We start from the raw sequence: 20,702 nt of genomic DNA, 5'->3' as shown, positions 1-20,702 counted from the left end.
CCCGGAAACGCCGGTGAATACGATCAGTGAGTCCCTGGGAAATTCCACGGACACATCACGGAGATTGTGCTGCCGGGCACCCTTGACGACGAGTCGATTCCTCACTCATTCGAGGCTACCACCGCGAAACGCCCGTGGAGGGCCGCCCGGGAGCCACTTTTCGCTGTGACGAACGTCGCGCTTGACAGGTCTTTCGGTGGTGTGGGCAATGAAATCGGGAAAAAATCTTCCCGTATTCGTGCGCGCCGTATTCGAGCGTTTCAGGGGGTGGGCCTGGGGTCGATCCAGAGTGCCTCGGACACCGCGCACAGTTCGCCGTCGGCCGTGGCGAGCGCCGCGCCCATCAGGTGTTTGCGGCCGGATTCCGACAGCAGCCACGCGTAGGAGATGTGCGGCTCACCCGTGGTGACCGGCCGCAGAATCGTGCCGGTGAGGGCCGCGGTGACCGCACCCGGGCGCAGGGTGCCGAGGAAGCGGCCCGCCCAGTGTCCCGGGCAGTCCAGGGCGCCCCAGACCAGCCGCTGCGGGAGCAGGCCGTCCGGGTCGGCGAAGGTGTGGGACGGGGTCCAGGCGGAAGCCACGAGGCCGAGATCCGGGACCGGGGTGCCGTGCACGCGCAGACCGCGGTCGGGGGCGCGCAGGCCGCAGCCGAAGCAGTCGACCACACCCGTCGGCGGCGCCGCCCGGAACCTCTCGGCCGCGGCGTCCGCCTCGTCCCAGGAGGGAGCGGCCGGCGCGTCGAGCGACAACTCGGCGGGGCGCGCGGCGGCCAGGGGCCGCTCGGCCTCGCCCAGCTCCACTCCCCCGTTCTCCGTTCCGGCGATCCGCACGGGCACCTCGACCGGCACCGGCCCACGGAAGTCCACCCGTACGGTCCGCGCCCCGGACTTCTCCGCCAGCAGGCCGGCGACGTAGCCGCCGAAAGCCACCTTGGGATAGCCGATGTACAGCTCCGGCACCACGATCGCGTCACTCGTCGTCATGATCCCCACCTCACCACACCCAGGACGTCAGCCGCCCGCGGTCACCTGGTCCAGCGGCAGCCACAGCGTGGTGTTCGTGGACGGGCCGATGTTCGTCTGGCGTACGCGGGTGAGCTCGGCGTCGGTGAGGGACCGGTTCCAGACGCGGACCTCGTCGATGCCGCCGGTGAAGAAGGCCCTGCTGTCCATGCGCTGGCCGATGTGCACACCGAAGGGCGAGTTGCGGCTGAGGGATCCGGACACGTCCGGCGTGCTGATCGGCCTGCCGTCGATGAACAGGGTGAGCCGCCCGCCACCGCGGCGCAGGGCGAGGTGGTGCCAACGGCCGTCGTTGTGGGCGGAGGTGGTGCTGACGGATGCCGACCGCACGGTCGTCGCGCCGCTGCGCACCGTCATCAGACCGCGCACCCGGTTGCTCGCCGGTTCGCCACGCAGCCAGAACTGGGGCTGGGCGCCGCCGATGCCGCCCATCCACAGCAGGGGTTGCTCACCCGTAGTACGGGTGTAGCGGAACCACAGGGAGGCCGTGAAGTTCCCGGTGCCGAGCTCCAGTTGGGGGCGGAACGGCAGGCGCACCGCGTCGTTGGCGCCGTCGAAAGCCAGGGCGCCGCCGAACACGCCCGCCGTGGGCGAGGCCCCGCCGAGTACGCTCGCGCGCTGGGCGGACGGGGCTCGGTCGGCCGTGGTCGGGTCGGGACCGCGGCGCGGCTTGAGCCATTCCTCGTTGAAGCGAGCGAAGCGGATCTCGTCGCGGGCGTCGACGGTGCCGCCCTCGTACATCAGGCCCACCACGTCGCCGCCGATGTGCACCAAGTCGGAGTAGCCAGCCCAGTCCTGGGACACGACGGTGCCGCGGTCCACGCTCTCCCAGGTGTTGCCGCCGTCGTAGGAGGAGCGGATCATCATGGTCCGGCGGCGGTCCGGGTCACCGGGGCAGGACAGCAGGAGGCGGCTGCCCAGTTGCAGCGTCGACCCCTGGACCTGCGGAGTGTAGAGGTCCGGGACGGTGCGGAATCGGTTGGTGAAGGTGTCGCCGCCGTCCTGGCTGAAGGTCTGGGTGCGGTGGCCCAGATCGGTGCCGTCCTGCTCGCGGCCGCTGACCAGGATGATGCCGTCGGTGCGCTCGGTGAGGGTGACTTCGGAGGGCTTCTGGCGGAAGGTGCCGTCGGTGGCGATGGGCCAGGAGTCGGTGGCGCGCCTTCGCCAGGTGTTGCCGCCGTCGTCGCTGACCATGAGGGCCGCGTGGTTGGCGGAGACCCGGCTGCCGTTCCAGGTCTCGGCGTTGACGCCGAAGACGAGTCGGCCGGGGTGGTTGCCGCGGGTGAGCTGGATCCCGTGGACGGGGCCGGTGGCGTACCAGGAGTTCCAGCTCGGGGGCATGATCTGCGCGCTCAGGTCGCGTGGCTGGGACCAGGTGCGGCCGTCGTTGTCGCTGTACTGCAGATAGGGGCTGCGTTCGCAAGGGGTGTCACAGCTGGCGCCGTTCGCACTGGCCGGGTTGTGGGTCTGCGGGAGCAGGATGCGGCCGGTTGTGCGGTCCACGACCGGGGCCGGGTTCCCGTGGGTCTCGCCGCCGCCGTCGGTGACGACCTGGAGCGGTCCCCATGTGCGGCCACCGTCGGTCGAGCGTTTCAGCACGATGTCGATGTCTTCCGCGTCACCGCAGGTGCGGTGACGGCCCTCGGCGAACGCGAGGAGTGTGCCCTGGACGGTCTGCACGACCGCCGGGATCCGGAAACACGCGTAACCGGGGTCCTGGGACGGCCTGAAGATGACCCGCTGCTCGAACAGCGGTACGGCCTTGACCGGTTGGGCGTGGGCTGGGCCCGCGAGGGCCGCCGTGGTCGCCATGACGACGCCCGCGGCGAGGTCGACTCTCAGACGTGTGCGAAGCCTCGACGGCATAGAGGGCCCTTCATTTGTGGCTTTTGTCTGAACATCCCACGTCCAATTTATTAATGATTGATCGCATTTGACGGTAGTGACACGCCCGGAGGCACCTTCGAGCGGCGGTACCACCTGCAGCAAGGCGAACGCCTGGGCGGGGGCCCGGAGTTGGGGTCTGCACACAACAGACAGGCGGCCAGCGCCGTGCGCTGACCGCCTGTAGCCCTCTGTGGCGACGTAGGTCGCGTCTCAGAAGGCGGTGTTGCTGCAGCCCATCGTCGAGCCGAGGTGGGTGCTCTGGCTGGCCGGGTTGCCCTCGCCGTTGAGGCCGTTGCCCAGCACGCCGTTGAGGATGCCGACGACACCGAGGATGTCGAGGTTCAGGTCGTGGGACTTGCACTGGGTGCTCTGCGTGACCTTGTAGCTGTTGCCGCGGCCGTCGCCGTCCATGCCCACGGCGTGGGCGGAACCGGCGGTCAGGGCCGTGATGCTGCCGAGGGCGGCGACCAGGACGGCGGCCTTACGAAGCTTGTGCATGCTCATCTCCGGTGAAGCGAGGTGGACGCGGTACGTGAAGGATCGACTCCTTACCGATAAGGGACATTAGTGAGAAATGACCCAAATCATCCTTTGACGCGCCGGGGTTCGCGATCTCTCCCTCTTCCTTCCGATGGAAGGAACATAAATGCCCCGATAGGATCCTTTTGTGGCGTCGTCCCGGTAGTACGGCATCGAGGAGGCTCGAACGGGCATGTCAGTTCCCGAACATATGAACCCGGGACGCATCGACGTCCACCAGCACGTCATCCCGCCCGCCCGCCGCCAGGCGATGGCCGGCCGTGCCGCGGCAGTCGGCTGGCCCGCGCCCACGTGGGACGAGAGCAGCGCGATCGCCATGATGGACCGGCGCTCGATCGCCACCGGAGTGCTGTCGTACGCCGCACCGCTCGCCGCCCCCGACGACCCCGCCACCGCACGCGAGGTGGCCCGCAGCGTCAACGAGTACACGGCCGAGCTGGTCAAGAACCGGCCCGACCGCTTCGGTCACTTCGCCGCCCTGCCCCTGCCCGACGTGGACGGCGCGCTCGCCGAGGCGGCCCATGCCCTGGACGAACTGGACGCGGACGGCGTCATGATCCTGTCCAACGCCCACGGCCGCTACCCGGGCGACCCCGAGTTCGAGCCCTTGTGGGCCGAACTCGCCGCCCGCTGCGCCCTGGTCCTGGTCCATCCGACCGCTCCCCCGGGTGCCCCGCTCCCCGACGTGCCGCCTCCACTGGCCGACTTCCCCTACGACACGACCCGCGCCGCCCTGCACATGACCATGCGGGGCGTGCCACGCCGCTACCCCCGGATGCGGATGATCCTCCCCCACGCCGGCGGCTTCCTGCCGTACGCCGCCCACCGGTTCGCCCTCGCCGCGCGGCTGCGCACGGACGCGGCCGTCGACGGGGGCGCCACGACGCCCGAGGACTTCCTCGCCGACCTGCGGCGCTTCTACTTCGACACGGCCCTCTCGAGCGGGCCGTCGGCCCTGCCCTCGCTGCTCGCGTTCGCCGCGCCCGACCACATCCTGTACGGCAGCGACTTCCCCATGCTTCCCGAGGACTGGGGCACCGACTTCGACACCGCGCTGGGCGACTACCCGCACTGGGAGCCGGGCCGACTGCACGCCGTGAACCGCGGCAATGCCGAACTCCTCATCCCGCGCCTCGCCCAGGCACGAGTGACGTAGATCAGCGCCCGGAGCCGCACACGGGATGTGCGACTCCGGACGGTCCGAAGTCGGCGACTGTCGGCGCGCCCATCAAGGCCATGACCTCCTCGAAGCCGTCGATGAGCAGGCGCAGGACCCCTTCGACGCCCTCCGCGCCGGAATGCGAGAGGCCCCATAGCGCGGGCCGTCCCGTCAACACCGCGTCCGCGCCCATGCACAGGGCCTTGGCGATGTCGGCGCCGTGCCGGATCGCCCCGTCGAGAATGACCTGGCAGCGCCCGTCCACGGCAGCCACGATCTCCGGGAGGCACTCCGGAGCGCTCCTGGCGAAATCGAGCTGCCGACCACCGTGGTTGGAGACGATCAGCCCTGAAACGCCGTGCTTGACGGCCAGCTCGGCGTCCTCCCCCGTCAGTACTCCCTTCAACACCACCGGCAAGGACGTCACTTCGTGCAGCCAGGCGAGGTCGTCCCAGGTGATGGAGGAATCGAACTGTTCCATCGAGTGCCGTGCGATGGCCGATTCCCCGTCCCGGCTGCCGTGGGATGCGGCCATGACCTCCGAGGACAGGTTGACCGCCCGGATGCCGGGGGGAACCGCGAATCCGTTGGCGGCATCCCGTGGGCGATACGCGACCCTGGGCGCATCGACGGTGAGGACCAGCGCCCGGAAGCCGGCGGACTCGGCCCGTCGGATCAGGTCCGTCATCAGGTCACGGCGCTTGAGCCAGTACAGCTGAAGCCACAGGGGGCCGCTCGCCGCCGCCGCGATGTCCTCCAGGGTCCGGCTCGCGAACATGCTGACGGTGAGCAGTGCGCCGGCCTCGCCCGCGGCCCGTGCCGTGGCCACCTCGCCCTCCGGGTGGGCGAGTTGGTGGTAGGCCATGGGGGCGATGCCGAGCGGAGCCGCCAGCTGCGCGCCCAGCAGTTCGGTGCGGGGGTCGCAGCGGGAGACGTCGACCAGACAGCGGGGCCGCAACTGGATGCGGTCCAGAGCTTCTCGCCCCGCTGTCAGCATCGACTCGGTGCCGCTGCCGCCTGCAAGGAAGTCCCAGACCGGTCCCGGCAACCGCTCCTTGGCCGCTGCCTCGTATGTGCGCAGCGTCAGCACCTTGTTCTCTCCGTTCTCCGTACGGTGAATAGATGTCGGTCACGCACCGCCGCCAGGCGGCTCATCGATGAGCTACGCCGTGATCTGCGCGGTGATGAAGGCGGCCAGCCTCGCGATGCCCTCGATGATCATTTCCGGGCTCTGGGCACTGCACGACAGACGCAGCTGCCGGGTGCCGGCACCGTCCAGGTGGAAGTCGCACATCGGGGTCCACAGCACGCCGAAGGCGCGTGCGGAGAGTTCCAGGGCCTGGTGGTCGGCGGCGAAGGGGACGTCGACGACGACGAAGAAGCCGCCGTCCGGACGATTCCAGGAGATGCCGAGCTCGGCCCGGCGTGGTGCGGGGAAGTGCCGCTCCAGTGCGTCGAGCAGCGTGCCCATGTTCGTGCGGTAGTAGGCGATGGCCCGGGAGTTCGCCTCGCGCAGTCGGCAGTCGCTCTCGATGAGCAGTCCGCCGATGACGGCCTGGCTGACGGCCGAGGTGTTGACCGTGGTCATGCTCTTGATCTTCGAGAGCTCGTCCGCGAGCAGGGAGCGCCGGCCGGCCGGACCGATGACCTCCTGGTCGGCGATGACGTAGCCCACCCGGGCTCCGGGCAGCGCCGTCTTGGCGAAGGACCCCAGATGCACCACGCGTCGGCCGCGGTCGAGTGCCTTCAGCGTGGGGCGGGCCGACCCGGTCCGCACGAAGAACCCGTACGGGTCGTCCTCCAGGATGAGCAGGTCCTCGTCCTCGGCCACCTCAAGCAGACGCTCCCGGGCCGCGACGGGCATGCTCGCGCCTGACGGATTGGCGAAGTCCGGGACCGCGTAGAAGGCCCGCGGGCGTTCACCGGCCTCCTTGCAGGCCCGCACTGCCGCCCGCACCGCCTCCGGGTCGGGTCCGGCGGGGCCTTCGGGCACGGGGCGCACCCGGATGCCCAGGAGCCGGGCCACCCCCGTGATGCCCACGTAGCACGGCGAGCTGACCAGCAGGGTGTCCTCGTGCCCGGCGAAGAGCGCCCGCAGGGTGAGGAGCATGGCCTCCTGGCAACCGGTCGTCACCACGACCGCTTCCGGCGGGACGTGAATCCCTTCGTCGTTCGCGACGGTCCTGGCGATCAGTTCGTGGATGATCCCGTTGGTGCGGCCGTACTGGAACAGCTGGGTCCGGACCTGGTCGTGCGACCGGCCGAGCTCCTTCTCCAGGTACGTGGTGTATGTCAGCAGATGGCGTGCGAGGTCCTCCGGTTCGAAGTCGCCCTCGGTCGGCCGGCCGGGGGCGAAGGAGATGGCGTCGGGGAAGCGGCCGACGACCTCGTTGAGGAAGTTCATCGCGTCGAGGACGGGGTCGCTGAGCGATCCGTGCAGCTCGGCGAGCGGCAGGGCCCGCGGGAGCGGCGGGGCTGCTTGTGTCACGGCTCAGACCCCTCTCGGCGCGGTCGCGTAGGCCGTACTCAGGCTCGGTCCGGCTGTGCTGCGGGCGGGGATCCGGGCCCGGCCCTGGATGCCGCGGACCAGGGCCGTGGAGAGCCGGTCCGTGTGCGCGCGGCGCTGCTCCGGCTCACGGGCGGTGCCCAGCCCCCGCAGGGCGTCGACCACCAGGTGCAGGTCGTGGGCGAACTCGGCGAGGACGTCGGCGACGGGCGCGGCGTTCGAGCCGAGGATGTCGGTCCACAGTTCGGCGCTGCCGCCGGCGAGGCGGGTCACGTCCTGGAGTCCCTGGCCGGCGAGTCCCAGCTGGGACGGGTCGCCGTGCAGCAGACGGGCCGCGAGCAGGCTCGACACCAGATGGGGGGCGTGGGAGGTGAGCGCGACCGCCCGGTCGTGCTCCGCGTGGGCCATCACGACAGGCCGGGCGCCGCACAACTCGGCCAGCCTCCGGGCGCGTTCGACGGTCTCCACGCGTGTCTCCGGGGAGGGGGTGAGCACCCAGGGCCGTCCGTGGAACAGGTCGTCCTTCGCCGCGAGCGGCCCGGACTGCTCCCGGCCGCCCATGGGATGCCCGCCGACGAAGCGGGTCAGGTCGCAGCCGGCCCGGGCGGCCTGCCGCTGGGGCAGCTCCTTGACGCTCGCGGCATCGGTGAAGTCATGCGCGAGCTCCTGCGACTGATGTTCCTTCAGCGCCGCCGCCACGTGCTGCGGTGGCACCGCGAGGACGGCCAGATCGACCGGTTCACGGGGTCTTCCCGCGATACCGGCCCCGACGTCGGCGGCCATGCGGGCCGCCTCCGGGTTCGTGTCGATCAGATACGTGGTCACGCCCCGGCCCCGAAGGGCCAGGGCGATCGAGGTACCGATCAGGCCGGTTCCGACCACTGCGGCACTACGCATCAGTGATTGCTCCACAAAAGAGGGAGAAACTCGGGGTCGGTGTAGTCCGGGGTGCCCTCGGCGGTGCGTCGGACGAGCACGTCGTGGTTGTAGGAGACCTTGGTGCCGTCCGAGCGGAGGAAGTCGCGGTAGCGGTTCTCGCCGTCCTGCAGGTGGAACGAGATGGCCCGGCGCGGACGGTCGCTGACGTTGGCACCGCTGCCGTGATAGGTGCGGCAGTGGTGGAAGTTCACGTGTCCCTTGGGGATGAAGACCGGGATCTTGTGGACTTCGACGCCGTTGTAGGCGGCGTTCTCCTCCAGCATCTCGTCCAGCTCGGAGCGGTCGCGCTCGGCGAAGTGGAGCGAGGTGGCGTCGTTGTCGGCCGTCTCCTTCCACACGTGGCTGCCGTCGACCATCGTGATGGTGCCCATCTCCTCACCGCAGTCGTGGAAGGGGATGAACGCCGTCAGCATGCGCTCGGAGGTGGAGGTGGACCAGTAGTGCCGGTCGAAGTGCCAGGGCACGATGTTCGACTGCTCCTGCGCCACCGGCGGCTTGTAGATGAGGGTCGACTGGAACACCCGGATCTGCTCGGACTCGGCGAGCCGTGCGGCCACGGCGCCCAGCAGCGGCTTGCGCAGGATGCGGCCGATGGTGTCGTCCTCGTAGTGGATGTAGTCGTTGTGCCGCTGGACGGGGCCGTGCTCGGGCTCCCAGTACGCCAGCTTCGGCGGGCGGGCCGGCAGCGTGCGGTCACGGTGGCCGGCGTAGAAGCGCTCGCTGGCGGCCTCCAGCTGCTCGACCTCGTCGTCGGTGAACAGCTTCTTCGACAGGTACCAGCCGTGCTCCGCGTAGAAGGCGACGTCCTCGTCGGTCGGGAGGAGACCGAGTTCCTCGTCGGTCAGGGTGAAGTTCCGGGAGTCCTGCACAGTCATGGTCTTCCTTACGCGTACGTGGGTCGATGAACGGATGCGCGGGGTACGCGGGTCAGGAAGCGGCCTTCTCGCGGGCCACGGCCTCGTAGAGGGCCTTGATGTTGCCGCTGCCGAAGGTGCGGGCGCCGTGCCGGTCGATGACCTCCCAGAAGAAGGTCTTCCGTACGTGCTGGGACTGGCTGAAGATCTGGAACACCTGGCCCCAGTGGTCCTCGTCGATCAGGACGTTGGTCCGGCGCAGGTCCTCGACCTGGAGGTTGGGGCGCGCGAAGCGCTCCTGGAGCTGGTCGTAGTAGGAGCCCGGGGTCTGAAGGAACTTGACGCCCCGGTTCCCGAGGGTCTCCACGGCGCCGACGATGTCGTCGCACAGCAGCGCCAGGTGCTGCACGCCGGCGCCGCCGTGGCGGGCCAGGAAGGTGTCGATCTGGCCGGGCTCGCGGTCGGTGACCGGCTCGATCAGGGTGAAGGTGACCTTGCCGGACGGGCTCTGCACCACCTTGGAGTCCATGGCCTGGGTGCCGACCTCGATGAACTCCTCGAAGATCTGCGAGAAGCCGAAGACCTTCTCGTAGAAGGCGACCGTCGGCCGGAGCCGGCCCGCGGGCAGGCAGATCGCGGCGTGGTCGACGGTGCTCAGCAGGTGCTCGCCCTCGTCGGGGTCGGGGGCGATGATGTCCATCACGCCGGGCAGGAACTGCTCGCGGTCGCCCGAGCGCTGGACGAAGCGGTGGGCCACGTCGCCGAAGCCCAGGACCGACGCGGTGACCACCTCGGTGCCGTCCTTGCTGTGGACGGCGGGCGGCTTGACCGGGGTGGCGCCCCGCTCCACCGCCAGCTCGAACGCCTTGGCGGCGTCGGTGACCTCGAAGGCGATGTTGGCGACGCCGTCGCCGTGCTGCGCCACGTACGCCGCCGCCGGATGGGCGGGGCTCAGCGCGGAGGTGAGGACGATCTCGATGCCGCCCTGCCGCAGCAGCAGCGAGCGGTGATGCGGCTGCCCGGTCTCGGGCCCGGACTGCCCGCATATTCGGAATCCGAACGCGGTGCAGAGATAAAATGCGGACTGCTGGGCGTCCCCGACGTAGAACTCGACGTGGTCTACGGCTCCGATGTCCATGCCATGCCTTTCTTTTGAATCATCTACAGGTACTGCCGGCGCCTTATCGAACGGCCGACAATTCTGCTGCATCGATATCCTGTGGCGACCAGAATCCGTAGCCGCCCCGACGGTAGAGCAGTGGTTCACGAGGGAAGACCGCAGTGCCTTCCACCCGGGCTATGAAGAGCCAGTGATCGCCTACCTCGATCGCGTTCTCGACTTTGCATTCCGCATAGCTGAGGGCGATGTCGATGAGCAGCGGCGCGCCCTTGGCGATGGCCGACGGCCGCCATTCCAGGTTCGCGAACTTATCCGTGGCCTTGCTCGCAAAGACCTGCGAGGCGACCTGGCCGGACGCAGCGAGGAAGTTCACCGCGAACGCCTGCGACGACATGATCGCCGGCAGCGTCCGGGAGCCCTTGCCCACGGAGATGAGCAGTGACGGATTTGCTGCCGACACCGCGCACACCGCGTTACTGGTGAATCCGAACGGCTCTCCATCTCCATCCGTTGCGGTGACGATCGCAATCGGGGTGGGGAACGAGCCGAAGAGTTCGCTGAACCGTGCAGAACCTACGTCCATGAAATACCCCGGTTATTCTGCGGTGGCGCCCACGAGAGTTTCCTCCCGCGCGGCTATTGCGAGGCCGAAAGCACGTACCGTCAGAGGCAGCATGATCGCCCCGAATCCGGTGAGAGCGATCGCGAGTACGAGAACGAGCCGTTGCGGGCTCACGTCGTCTCCGGAGCCGGCCACGAGAAGGCCGGCGATGGGCAGGGCCAGCATGTTGAGCAGATAGAACGGCCCCATCACCTTTCCGAGGTGTTCCTCCGGAAGGACCTTGATCCGCTGCGTCCGGTTGAAGACGTTGAAGTACGTCACGCCGACCATCGCCGCGACGAACGCCGGGGCGTACAGCAGCATGGAGGAGGCGAATCCGATGAGCAGCAGGCAGGCGCACAGAAGCGCGAGGCCGAAGACTCCGAGCATCCGGATGTCGACGTATCTGAGCAGGAACGGAATCACCAGGAGATTGACGATTCCGAGTACACCGATGCAGATGTTGAGCAGGGCGAACGACGATTCGGGGGCGTGGAACACGCCCGTGACGAGTGCGGCGTTCGCGGCGAGCACCGTGGCGAAGACCAGGTTGATCGAGAAGTTGAGGGAGGCCAGCAGGACGAGTGGCCTGCTGCGGACCAGCAGCGACCAGCCCAGGCGCAGTTCGGCCAGCGTCTCGCGCGCTCCGCCGCTGCTGGGCGTTCGCAGCCCGCGAGGCAGCGGCAGCCAGCAGACCGCGGCGAAGAAGAAGATCGCCGCGGCGCCGCCGAGGAGCCAGACCTTGTCGAGGAAGGCCACACCGAGCATGGCCAGGGCGGGGCCGACGGCCATGGCCGAGACCTCCATGCTCTGGACCAGGCCCTGGATCTTCGCCAGTTCGGTGCCCTTGGCGAGTTGCGGCACGACCTTCTCGACGGACATCCGTACCGGCGCCATCAGGAGCGAGAGCAGCGCCCCGGACGTCATAAGGATCGGCGTCAGCAGGGACGGGGCGGTCAGACAGCCGACGAGGGCGCCGGTGAGGACGACGCCCCGGCCGGCGGTGACGATCGAGAACAGCCGTGAGCCGCCGTCCCGGTCGGCGAGGAGTCCCGCGAACGGATACGCCAGCAGGGCCGGAAGCCACTCGATGGCGTAGGCGAATCCGAGAGCGGATACCTCTTCGGTGTCCTGGAAGATGAGCAGAGGGACGGCGAACAACACCATCTGCTCCGCGACGATTCCGAGAAGTACACCGCAGGCGAAAAGCCTTTGGTGCAGCGCTGATCCCGTGGTCATCAGATTGGTCGCTCCCTTTTGCTCCGCCGGCCGCAGCCCGGCGGGAGACTCGTCACTCCGATACCGGAACGACTTCGATGTGGAATCCAGCGATGATCTTCCGAATGTCCTCTTCGACGGTCGCCTCGTCGCCGGTCAGGATGAACCGCCCGCTGTGCACCGCGTCGTAGCTGCCGCCGGGCTGCAGTACTTCACCGGGGCTGGGCACCAACTCGCGCCAGATCGTGGCGAATTCCTCGCGCATGGGAGTCGATGTGACGACCCGTGCCGGAAGACCGTCCGGTTTCGGGATGATCAGCCAGCCGCCCGACGGGTCGCCCGACATCGGCGGGAGCGCCACCTTCTCCTCGCAGAGTGCGTCCAGCCAGACCTGGAAGAGGTTGACCCCGAAGAGCTTTTCGGTGAGATACGGCACCTCGGCTCCGCCGATACGGCCTGCGATCTCCAGGAAGACCAGGTCTTCGTCCGGGGTGACGAAGAGTTCGAGATGGAAGGGCATGGAGGTCATGCCGAGACCCGCGATGCACCGCCGCGCGAATTCCTCTATGCGGCTGCGCAACGGCGACGCCTGCACGACCACTGAACCGAGCGGTTGCCCGCCGGCCTCGAAGGCCAGACAGTCGTTGATGTAGCGGGAGACCGCCATGAACGGGATCTGCGCGTCCTCGCCCGCGAATCCGTCCACGTGGTGGATCGTCCCGTCGATGAACTCCTCGAGTTCGTAGTCGCCGGTGTCGATCTGGTCCAGCAGCGTAATGAGCGTTTCTTCGTCGTCGACGCGGTGAACTCCCATGCTGGCCGCGCCGGACACCGGCTTGAGGATCAGCGGGAACCCGGTCGTCCTGGCGAACGTCACCGCGGATTCGGCGGTGTCGCAGGAAGCGAATCGAGGCACACGAATGCCGGCCTCGGCGACCAGCTCCTTCATCCGCAGTTTGTTGCGGTAGACCGCCACGTCCTCGGTGCGCGGCCCGGGAATGCCCAGTGCCTCGCGGACCTCGGCCGCTATGCCGAGCGTGAACTCGGACACGGCGATGAGCCGGTCGACCGGGCCCACCTGGTCCGTGACCTTGCGGACCGCTGAGCACAGCGCCTCGAAGTCGTTGACATCGTCGATCTCGACGAGTGCCGCGATCCGTGCGGGATCCGCGAGTACGCCGGTCGCTCCCGTCGGGTCGACCACGTAGCTGACACGATGCCGCTCATGGTCGATGAGCTCTTCGAAGCGGCCGAGCGAAAAGTCCCAGCGCTGTCCGTCGGGGAACCTGGGCCAGCGATTGACGACAACAATGTGCACGTCTCACTCCTCCGTCGCCACGGGAACCGTCTTGATCGACAGGGTTCGCCGGGTGAACTCGATTGCTTCTTCCAGTTCCTCGGGCGAATCCGCGGCGAGCACCGCGTACGCGGTCCGCTGCAGGGAGGAGGAGGCCGGTGCGACGGTGTCACCGACGGCCACCCTGAACGCGGCGTCCACGACGGCCGGGTGATCGCGGACCGCGTCCAGCCCGTCGAGGGCGATGACCTCGCCGGGGTCGGAGACCACGAAGAGGCTGGCAGCGTGCCGTACCGGGCCCCGCGGCGGCGGTGGCAGTTCGGCACCGACGGCGAGTCGCACCACCATCTCGTGCCAGTCGACGCCGTACGCCAGGGAGCAGAGCTCCATGATGTAGTCGCCGGGTGTGCGGACCGCCACCTCCATCACCGCGGGCCCCGCACTCGTCATCCGGAACTCCAGATGGACGATTCCGGTGCGCATCCCGATGGCCGCGAGGATGGATCGGCCGAGTCCGGCGACCTGTTCGGCGTCCGCCGGCGGCAGGGGCGCGGCGACCCGATGCGCGAGCTCGATGAAGTGGGGCGGGCCCGTCGTGGTCTTGGCGGTCAGGTTCGAGAACCAGATCTCCCCGTCCCGGACCAGGGCCTCCCAGCTGTACTCGGGTCCGTCGAGCGCGCTCTCCACCAGGAGCGGCCGCTGCGCGGCCCGTCGCAGCGCGGCACGGTCGAAGGCGGCCGCGTCGGCGACGAGTTCGACGCCTTCGCTGCCGGCCGAGGACAGCGGTTTCACCACCACGGGGAGGCGGGCGCCGGCCCACTGGGCCGAACCCCGCAGGTCGTCCGTGAGGAGGTACTCGGGCTGGCCGATCCCGTGGGCGCGAAAGCGTCCGCGTTGCAGTGCCTTGTTCCGCGAGACGACGGCGGCCTGGAGCGACGGTCCGGGCAGTCCGAGGCGATCCTGGGCCATGGCCGCTCCCAGGACGTGCGATTCGGTGAACGCGAGGACTCCGTCCGGCCGGTTCGCCTGCACGGCGGCGTGGACGGTCTCGGCCCACAGCTCGTCCAGCGAGCCGTACTTGCCCTGGCTCGGCTCGACGGCGTCGACCAGGTCCTCGATCGCGCCGGCCCAGTCCTGCGCCTCGATGGCGCGTACCCGCAGGCCCAGTCGCCGGGCGGCCGCGACGTACGGCCGGCCCATCATGCCGACGCCGACGAGCAGAAGCTCCCGGTCACCGTGTTCGCTCATGACGACTGCTCTTCGAGGCGCCGGATCAGCGGGAGCACATGGGTGAAGAAGGTGCGCATCTCGTCCCGGGTCGGCCAGCCCGAGAAGATGAACTCGCTGATGCCCGCGGCCTTGTAGCTGTGAATGTAGGTGGCCACTTCTTCGTAGCTGCCGACGATGCACAGCGCCGGACCGCCGCGGTAGGCCACGGCGCCGGTCCAGATGAAGGGCGACAGCCACTCGTCGGTCGCTTCGTCCGCCAGCTTGTAGGAGGACTTCACCGCCTCGGAGTCGGTCGTGTCGACCCACTGGCGGATCCACGCCGCGTGGTCCTCGTCCGGATTGCGCATGAGGCGGGCGAGTTCCGCCACCGCTTCCTCGCGCGTGGGCCGGGCCAGCACGTGCATGCGGGTGCCCACCCGGCGTCCGCCGTCGAGGACCGGCCGGGTCGCCTCCGCGATGCCCTCGGGGGTGTCTCCGTACCGCAGCCAGCAGTCGCCGGAGGCCAGCGCCGTCTGCTGTGCGACGCCGGATGCCCCGCTGATGTAGATCTCGGGCCGTCCGCCGCCCTTGTGGCCGAGGCCCAGCGCCGCGTCCTTGATGGAGTAGTGGTGGCCGTCGAAGCTCAGCGGCGACTCGCCTTCCCAGAGGCCCCGGATGATCTCCAGGAACTCGTTGCAGCGCGCGTACCGCTCGTCATGGCTGAGGAAGTCGCCGTAACCGGCCTGCTCCGCCGGTGAGATGCCGGAGACGATGTTGAGGGAGATACGCCCGTCCGACATCCAGGACAGGGTGTTGACGACCTGCGCGAAGAGGGTCGGCGACATCAGGCCGGGACGGTAGGCGAGCATGAACTTGACGCGGTCCGTCACCTGCGAGAGAGCTCCGAGCACCGGGAGCGGGTCGGGCAGGTAGTTGGAGATGCCGAACAGCAGGCTGTCGACGCCGAGTTCCTCGGCCTCCTGGACGAAGTCGATGACCTCGCCCATGTCGAGCTTGCCGATCTTGTACGTGTCGGTCGGCGTCGCCTGCCCCGTGTCGGGGGGCGAACACCAGTGAAAGCGCAGAGCGTCCATGTTGGTTTTCCCTTCCATTTCAGGCGCCGAGAACGCGCACACGGTCACCGATCTCGGACCAGCGTTCGTGGGCCTCTTCGGGGGAATCCGCGGTGAACACGACGGCGGCGATCCGGCAGCTGTAGTCCGCTTCATCCGTCTTGATGCCGGCGCCCGGTGCGATGAGGACAGGACTGGCCACGACCCACGGCTCGGTGGTCAGTTCCTCCCAGCCGTCGAGCCGCGTGTACGAACCCGCTCCGCCCGCTGTGAGAAAGCGAATTCCGGCCGCCTTGGCGACCGGCTCCCGGTGCGCCTGCGCGCTCACCGGATCGGCGCCGGTGAGGTCGGCGAGGACCCGTCCCGGCAGCGCCAGGCCGGTGGCCATCTCCATGAGCTCGGTGATCTTGTCACCGGGCAGGCGTGCGGCCACCTCCATGAGGACCGGGCGGCCGTCGTCGAGACGCAGCTCGCAGTGGAACGGCCCCGTCGTGATCCCCACGGCCTCGACGACGCTCGTCGCGTACGAGGCGATCTCGTCGCGGGTGGGAGTGTCGAGCGGAGCCGGCGTGAGGTGTCCGAGCTCCAGGAAGCGCGGCTCGGGGCCGAGCAGCTTCCGCGTGACGGCCACGACGACGACTTCGCCGTCGCGCACATAGCCGTCCGCGCTGTATTCCGTACCGGGCACGTACTGTTCGAGGATCGCGTCGGTGGTGAGCGCCCGGTCGAACTCGAGCCCTTCCTCGGCGTGCATCGCGGCCATCGCCGCGCGGGCCTCTTCCACGCTGTCGACGCGCGAGACGTGGACGCTGCCGCCGGAGTCGACCGGCTTGATGACGGCGGGGAAGCCCACGTACGCGCAGGCCTCGTCGATCTCCGTCAGCTCGCGGACCACGGTGAACTTCGGAACTTCCAGGCCGGCCGCGGCCACCGCCTCGCGCATCCGCGCCTTGTGCCGGACGTTGTCGACGGCTGCGAGGTCCAGACCCCTCAGTCCGAGCCGGGCGGACAACAGCGCGGCGGCCGGCACGTAGTACTCGCCGCCGGCGACAACGGCATGGATCGGGTTGCGCTGGTGGGCACGCTCGACGGCTGCCTCCAGGGCAGCGTTGTCGTTGGTGTCCACCGTGAGTATCTCGGTCGCCAGAGATCGCACGGCGTCGGCGACTTTGCGGCCCTCGTTCTCATAGGAGGCCACCACGACGTCCCAGCCAAGGGAACGGGCATGCACGACATAGGCGTTCGCGGAGAACGCCGGCTGCACCACCAGGACACGATAAGACACAGTAGTTCCTCGAAATCTAGCTCGGTGAATGACATCGGGCCGCGAAATGTCGCGCAAATCCTCGGTAATCCGGGGAGGTTGACGGGTCGATATTCCGCCCGACCTACCGGTCCTGTTTCCGAGCAGCTACACAGGTGCCGCCCATACGTGACGCCGGTTCATCCGTGGCGCGATTCGGGGTCAGGCGGCAACGCCGGGCTTTGCCCCGTTCCAGCCGACGTCTCCGGCGTACACCGAGGCCGAGCCGGTGCCCTCCGCCGTCGGAACTCCGACCGAGGCCACCGACCACAGGCCGAGACCGAGGGTTAACGCGAAGGCCGCGCCGGCGACGTTGCCGCGGAACACGGGACGGGCGGCGCGAGTGGACACTCGCAGATCCTTCAACATGAAATCCAAGCTCCTCATTCAGTTTGCTCAACTGGCAGGGAGGTTGGACCGGATCTCTCCCCCCAGAGACCTTTCGGTGCCTCCAATATTTCGCGGCCCCACCCGGCAGGAAAAGCACTAAGATGGTTCGGGTTTCCGCAGTACCGGAAACCGCATGGTCCATAATCATGCAAAACGGGCATAACCAGGGGGCCGAGTGAAGGTCGCAAACGACTCAGAAGGTGAAGAAAAGACACAAAACGACCACCATCTCACCGCACCGTCGGGCAGCTCGACGGAGCCGGAAAAGTTCTTCCGCGGAATGGTCGAACATCTCGCAGATCTGAGCCGACTCACACATGAACACGTCCGCCGGTTGAACAACGCGTTGCCGGAAGACAGCGGCCGGCGATCGGACATCCGCTACATCCACGGCCTGTCCGATATCGCTGAGGCAATCGGCGAAGCTCTTTCGGGCGCTACGCGGGAAATTCTCACCGCACAGCCGGACGGTTCCCGCCCGAGTGGAGTCCTCAAAGACGCGCTGGAAAGCGTACGGCGTCATATCTCTGCGGGTGCCGCAATGCGGACACTTTATCAGCACAGCACGCGTTTCGATGAGGCGACCAAGGAATACGTGCGAGAGGTGACAAGGCTCGGGGCTTCGGTTCGTACACTCGACGAGTTCTTCGACCGGCTCGTCATCGTGGACGACGTGGCATTCATCGCCACGAACGAGGAGCGCACGTCCGCGGCTGCGGTGCGGGAGCCGGCCGTCGTGCGGTTCCTGCGCGACACCTTCAACCGGTCGTGGGACCGGGCCCAGCCCTTCCCGTTCGTGCCGCACCACGCGGCGAAAGCGGCGGACGAGGTCATTCCCGCAATCCGCACGTCCATCAAGCGCCTGCTGGTCGAGGGTTATCCGGACAAGCAGATAGCCCGGCGACTCGGTATCAGCGAGCGGTCGCTGCAGACGCATATCGCGTCCATGAAGCAGGAACTGGGCGCGCGCAACCGCTTACAGATGGGTTATCTGCTGGGCAGGAACGGTACGACGTTCGTGCTGTGACTTCGTGTGCTGTGACTCCGTGTGCCGTGACTTCGTGCTGTGACTTCGCGCTTCGACGTTGAATCGGTGGCGGTTTGCCCGGCGGGCCGTTGCGGCCTGCCGGGCGATCGACACGCGGGCGGTGTCGGTGGCGAAAGCGTCAGCCGACCTGGCCGGCCGGGCGCATGGTGAGGTGGTTGATGTCCACGCCCTCGGGCTGGTTGATGGCGAAGACGATCACGTCCGCGATCTGCTCGGCCGTCATCACCGGTGCCGCCTGAGGGGTCCCGCCGCGCTTGTCCCAGAACGGGGTGTCCACGACGCCGGGGGCGACGAGGGTGACGCCGACTCCGTCCTTGGAGACCAGCAGCCGGGTGTTCTCGGCCAGGGCGTGCACGGCCCACTTGGTGACCGAGTACAGGTTGCCGGGCGTGTTCCGGACGCCGGCGACCGAGCCGACGATCACGATCCGGCCCTTGGACTCCCTGAGGTGGGGCAGCGTCTCCCGTACCAGCAGAGCCGGGCCGAGGACGTTCGTGAGGACCATGGCGCGCATCGCCTCGGGGTCGTGGTTCTCCAGGGTGCCGGGCAGGGAGAACCCGGCGTTGGCGATGACGGTGTCCAACCGGCCCCAGGAGCCCACGATCTGACGCACGGCGGAGGCGAGGTGGTCCTCGTCGCTCGCGTCACCGGCGAGCGTGATCAGCCGCTCCCCCGCGCCTGCGGAAGCGGCGAAGGCGGCCAGCCGATCGGCGTCGCGGCCGGTGACGGCCACGCGGTGGCCCTGCTTGAGCAGAGCGCTGGCGGTGGCGGCACCGATTCCGGTCGAACCGCCAGTGATCAGCGTGACGGGTTCCAAGGGACGGCCTCCTCGTTGAGGGCGGACATCGGCGGCCCGCCGGGTTCCAGGTGTCGATGAACGCGGGTCGGCACATGACGTCGGCCGGCTCAGGGCCGCTGCCGATCCCGGGACGCGGTCACGGACGAACGGCCGCCGTAAGGGTAGTTGAAGAGCCGCAAGCGGCTCAGCAGCCGCCGGATTCCGCCTCGTGGAGGGTGATCGCCCCGGAGGGGCAGACGCCGACGGCCATCCGCGCGGCCGTGCGATGGGCGGTGGGCGGCTCGGTGTGCAGCAGGAGCACGCGGCCGTCGTCGGGATCCTGGTCGAAGACCTCGGGGGCGGTCAGGGCGCACATGCCGGCGCCGATGCAGAGCTCACGGTCGACGCGCAGGTGGAGAGGCGGCCTCATGACTGCGCCTTGTCCCAGGTGACCGGGAGGCTCTTCACCCCGTAGATGTCCGCGGTCTCCGGGCGCAGGCCGACTTCCTCGGCCGGTACGGCCAGGCGCAGCGTGGGGAACCGGTCGATCAGCGCGCGGAACGCGACCCGCATCTCGACCCGGGCCAGCTGCTGGCCCAGGCACTGGTGGATGCCGTGGCTGAAGGCCAGGTGCCCGCTCACGTCCTGCCTGCGCAGGTCGAGCGCATGGGGGTCGGCGAAGCGCTCGGGGTCGCGGTTGGCGGTGTTGTACGACAGAACGACCGTCGTGCCGGCCTCGATGGTCCGGCCGTCCAGCTCGACGTCCTCAAGGGCCGTCCTCATGAACGTCTTGGCGACGCTCAGATACCGCAGCAGCTCCTCCACGGCCGTGTCGGTGAGCGCGGGATCGGCGCGCAGCGCGGCCAGTTGCGCCGGGTTCTGCAGCAGCGCGAAGGTGCCGAGGGACAGCATGTTCGCGGTGGTGTCGAATCCGGCCGCCAGCAGAATCAGGCTGATCCCCTTCAGCTCCTCGTCACTCAGATCGCTGTCGGTGAGTTCGCTGAGCACGTCGTCGGTGGGGTTCGCGCGCTTGGCGGTCACCAGCTCCGCGAGGTACTCCTGGGTCGCCGTGTAGGCCGCTATCAGCTCCTCGTCGCTCGTCTCCCCTCCCATGAACGTGTCGATCTGCTCCTGGAAGGAGCCCCGGTCCTGGTACGGCACCCCCAGCAGCTCGCAGATGACGATGGTGGGGATGGGCTTGGCGAACGCGGTCACCAGGTCCGTCGGCGGCCCTGCCTCCTCCATGGCGTCCAGGCAGTCGGCGGTGATCTGCTCGATCCGCTCGGTGAGAAGTCGCATCCTGCGTACGGTGAACTTGCCCACCAGCGGCTTGCGATAGCGCCCGTGCTGCGGCTCGTCCATGAGGAGGAACTCGCCGGGCGGCGCCGGAGGAACCTCGAAGTCGCCCACGTTCAGGAGCTCTTTGCGTGAGCTGAACCGCGGGTCTGCCAGGACGGACCTGACCAGGTCGTATCCGGTGATCAGCCAGCCGGGTTTTCCGCCGATGTGCGTGTAGCGGCTGATGGGTCCGTGCCGGCGGGCGTCGAGCAGCTCTGCGGGCGGGTCGAAGGGGCAGCCGGGCGGACGCTCCGTCGGCAGCGTCGCGACGGTGTGGAGGGACTCGCTCATGACCAATCCTCATCTCGCGATACGACGTGTTTTCAACATTCCGAAAGCTACGTTGCATTCAGAATCACGTCAATCAGACAGGAGTTGAAGTCCCAGGTAGTGGGCGCCAATTCGATGCAATGACGCTGC

20 protein-coding genes are annotated in these 20,702 nt (G+C 68.5%); 2 read left to right on the top strand and 18 right to left on the bottom strand.

Annotated features, from left to right (window positions below):
- Positions 1-260: 260 nt before the first annotated feature.
- The 3 genes from OG254_RS36195 to OG254_RS36185 form a co-directional block, all read right to left on the bottom strand.
- Complete coding sequence (locus OG254_RS36195; RefSeq protein WP_405590347.1) at positions 261-983, bottom strand: hypothetical protein; 723 nt, start codon at positions 981-983, stop codon at positions 261-263.
- 27 nt (positions 984-1,010) lie between these two features.
- The gene (locus OG254_RS36190; RefSeq protein ID WP_405590344.1) at positions 1,011-2,888 is read right to left on the bottom strand and encodes an exo-alpha-sialidase; all 1,878 of its coding nucleotides are present in this window, start codon (positions 2,886-2,888) and stop codon (positions 1,011-1,013) included.
- Positions 2,889-3,119: 231 nt separating this feature from the next.
- Positions 3,120-3,407 carry a hypothetical protein gene (locus tag OG254_RS36185; protein ID WP_351186563.1) on the bottom strand — a complete coding sequence of 96 codons (288 nt, stop codon included), beginning with the start codon at positions 3,405-3,407 and terminating at the stop codon, positions 3,120-3,122.
- A 214-nt stretch (positions 3,408-3,621) separates the two neighbouring features.
- On the opposite strand from OG254_RS36185, the gene OG254_RS36180 reads away from it, so the two are divergent.
- Positions 3,622-4,605, top strand: coding sequence for an amidohydrolase family protein (locus OG254_RS36180; protein WP_405590341.1), 984 nt, complete (start codon positions 3,622-3,624; stop codon positions 4,603-4,605).
- Position 4,606: 1 nt separating this feature from the next.
- Here the strand turns inward: OG254_RS36180 and OG254_RS36175 are convergent, their stop codons facing one another.
- The 12 genes from OG254_RS36175 to OG254_RS36120 form a co-directional block, all read right to left on the bottom strand.
- Entirely contained in the window at positions 4,607-5,698 is a 1,092-nt protein-coding gene (locus OG254_RS36175) for an alpha-hydroxy acid oxidase (protein WP_405590338.1), read from the bottom strand.
- A 72-nt stretch (positions 5,699-5,770) separates the two neighbouring features.
- On the bottom strand, positions 5,771-7,096 hold the full coding sequence (locus tag OG254_RS36170) for a PLP-dependent aminotransferase family protein (protein WP_405590335.1): 1,326 nt from the start codon (positions 7,094-7,096) through the stop codon (positions 5,771-5,773).
- Positions 7,097-7,099: 3 nt separating this feature from the next.
- Positions 7,100-8,011: a prephenate dehydrogenase gene (locus OG254_RS36165; protein WP_147997737.1), complete on the bottom strand. Its 912-nt coding sequence runs from the start codon at positions 8,009-8,011 to the stop codon at positions 7,100-7,102.
- Positions 8,011-8,928 (bottom strand): phytanoyl-CoA dioxygenase family protein, encoded by a 918-nt coding sequence (locus OG254_RS36160; protein WP_351186573.1) that lies wholly within the window; start codon positions 8,926-8,928, stop codon positions 8,011-8,013. Before OG254_RS36160 ends, OG254_RS36165 begins: the two co-directional genes overlap by 1 nt.
- Positions 8,929-8,980: 52 nt before the next feature.
- Positions 8,981-10,045, bottom strand: a complete 1,065-nt coding sequence (gene hppD / locus OG254_RS36155; protein ID WP_405590331.1) for a 4-hydroxyphenylpyruvate dioxygenase — start codon at positions 10,043-10,045, stop codon at positions 8,981-8,983.
- 43 nt (positions 10,046-10,088) lie between these two features.
- Positions 10,089-10,610 carry a flavin reductase family protein gene (locus OG254_RS36150; RefSeq protein ID WP_405590328.1) on the bottom strand — a complete coding sequence of 174 codons (522 nt, stop codon included), beginning with the start codon at positions 10,608-10,610 and terminating at the stop codon, positions 10,089-10,091.
- A gap of 12 nt (positions 10,611-10,622) precedes the next feature.
- Entirely contained in the window at positions 10,623-11,867 is a 1,245-nt protein-coding gene (locus OG254_RS36145; protein ID WP_405590325.1) for an MFS transporter, read from the bottom strand.
- 52 nt (positions 11,868-11,919) lie between these two features.
- Positions 11,920-13,164: an acetyl-CoA carboxylase biotin carboxylase subunit family protein gene (locus tag OG254_RS36140; RefSeq protein WP_405590322.1), complete on the bottom strand. Its 1,245-nt coding sequence runs from the start codon at positions 13,162-13,164 to the stop codon at positions 11,920-11,922.
- Between the two features lie 3 nt (positions 13,165-13,167).
- Positions 13,168-14,391 (bottom strand): ATP-grasp domain-containing protein, encoded by a 1,224-nt coding sequence (locus tag OG254_RS36135; RefSeq protein WP_405590319.1) that lies wholly within the window; start codon positions 14,389-14,391, stop codon positions 13,168-13,170.
- The gene (locus OG254_RS36130; protein ID WP_351186582.1) at positions 14,388-15,446 is read right to left on the bottom strand and encodes an LLM class flavin-dependent oxidoreductase; all 1,059 of its coding nucleotides are present in this window, start codon (positions 15,444-15,446) and stop codon (positions 14,388-14,390) included. Before OG254_RS36130 ends, OG254_RS36135 begins: the two co-directional genes overlap by 4 nt.
- A 19-nt stretch (positions 15,447-15,465) precedes the next feature.
- The gene (locus tag OG254_RS36125) at positions 15,466-16,710 is read right to left on the bottom strand and encodes an ATP-grasp domain-containing protein (RefSeq protein WP_405590315.1); all 1,245 of its coding nucleotides are present in this window, start codon (positions 16,708-16,710) and stop codon (positions 15,466-15,468) included.
- Between the two features lie 180 nt (positions 16,711-16,890).
- Positions 16,891-17,079 carry a hypothetical protein gene (locus OG254_RS36120; protein WP_405590313.1) on the bottom strand — a complete coding sequence of 63 codons (189 nt, stop codon included), beginning with the start codon at positions 17,077-17,079 and terminating at the stop codon, positions 16,891-16,893.
- A gap of 214 nt (positions 17,080-17,293) precedes the next feature.
- Between OG254_RS36120 and OG254_RS36115 the strand changes: the two genes are divergently transcribed.
- A complete protein-coding gene (locus tag OG254_RS36115) occupies positions 17,294-18,145 on the top strand; it encodes a LuxR C-terminal-related transcriptional regulator (RefSeq protein WP_405590311.1) in 852 nt (283 codons plus the stop codon).
- Positions 18,146-18,284: 139 nt separating this feature from the next.
- Here OG254_RS36115 and OG254_RS36110 read toward each other — a convergent pair whose 3' ends face one another.
- The 3 genes from OG254_RS36110 to OG254_RS36100 form a co-directional block, all read right to left on the bottom strand.
- Positions 18,285-18,983, bottom strand: coding sequence for an SDR family oxidoreductase (locus tag OG254_RS36110; RefSeq protein WP_405590309.1), 699 nt, complete (start codon positions 18,981-18,983; stop codon positions 18,285-18,287).
- 166 nt (positions 18,984-19,149) lie between these two features.
- Positions 19,150-19,374: a ferredoxin gene (locus OG254_RS36105; protein WP_405590307.1), complete on the bottom strand. Its 225-nt coding sequence runs from the start codon at positions 19,372-19,374 to the stop codon at positions 19,150-19,152.
- The gene (locus tag OG254_RS36100; protein WP_405590304.1) at positions 19,371-20,573 is read right to left on the bottom strand and encodes a cytochrome P450; all 1,203 of its coding nucleotides are present in this window, start codon (positions 20,571-20,573) and stop codon (positions 19,371-19,373) included. The genes OG254_RS36105 and OG254_RS36100 overlap by 4 nt, the downstream gene beginning before the upstream one ends.
- Positions 20,574-20,702: the final 129 nt, after the last annotated feature.

Origin of the sequence: Streptomyces sp. NBC_01092 (assembly GCF_045039535.1) — a bacterium.
Lineage (GTDB): Bacteria > Actinomycetota > Actinomycetes > Streptomycetales > Streptomycetaceae > Streptomyces.
The sequence above is the reverse complement of the archived record's forward strand: the minus strand, read 5'-3'. Positions and strand labels throughout refer to the sequence as shown.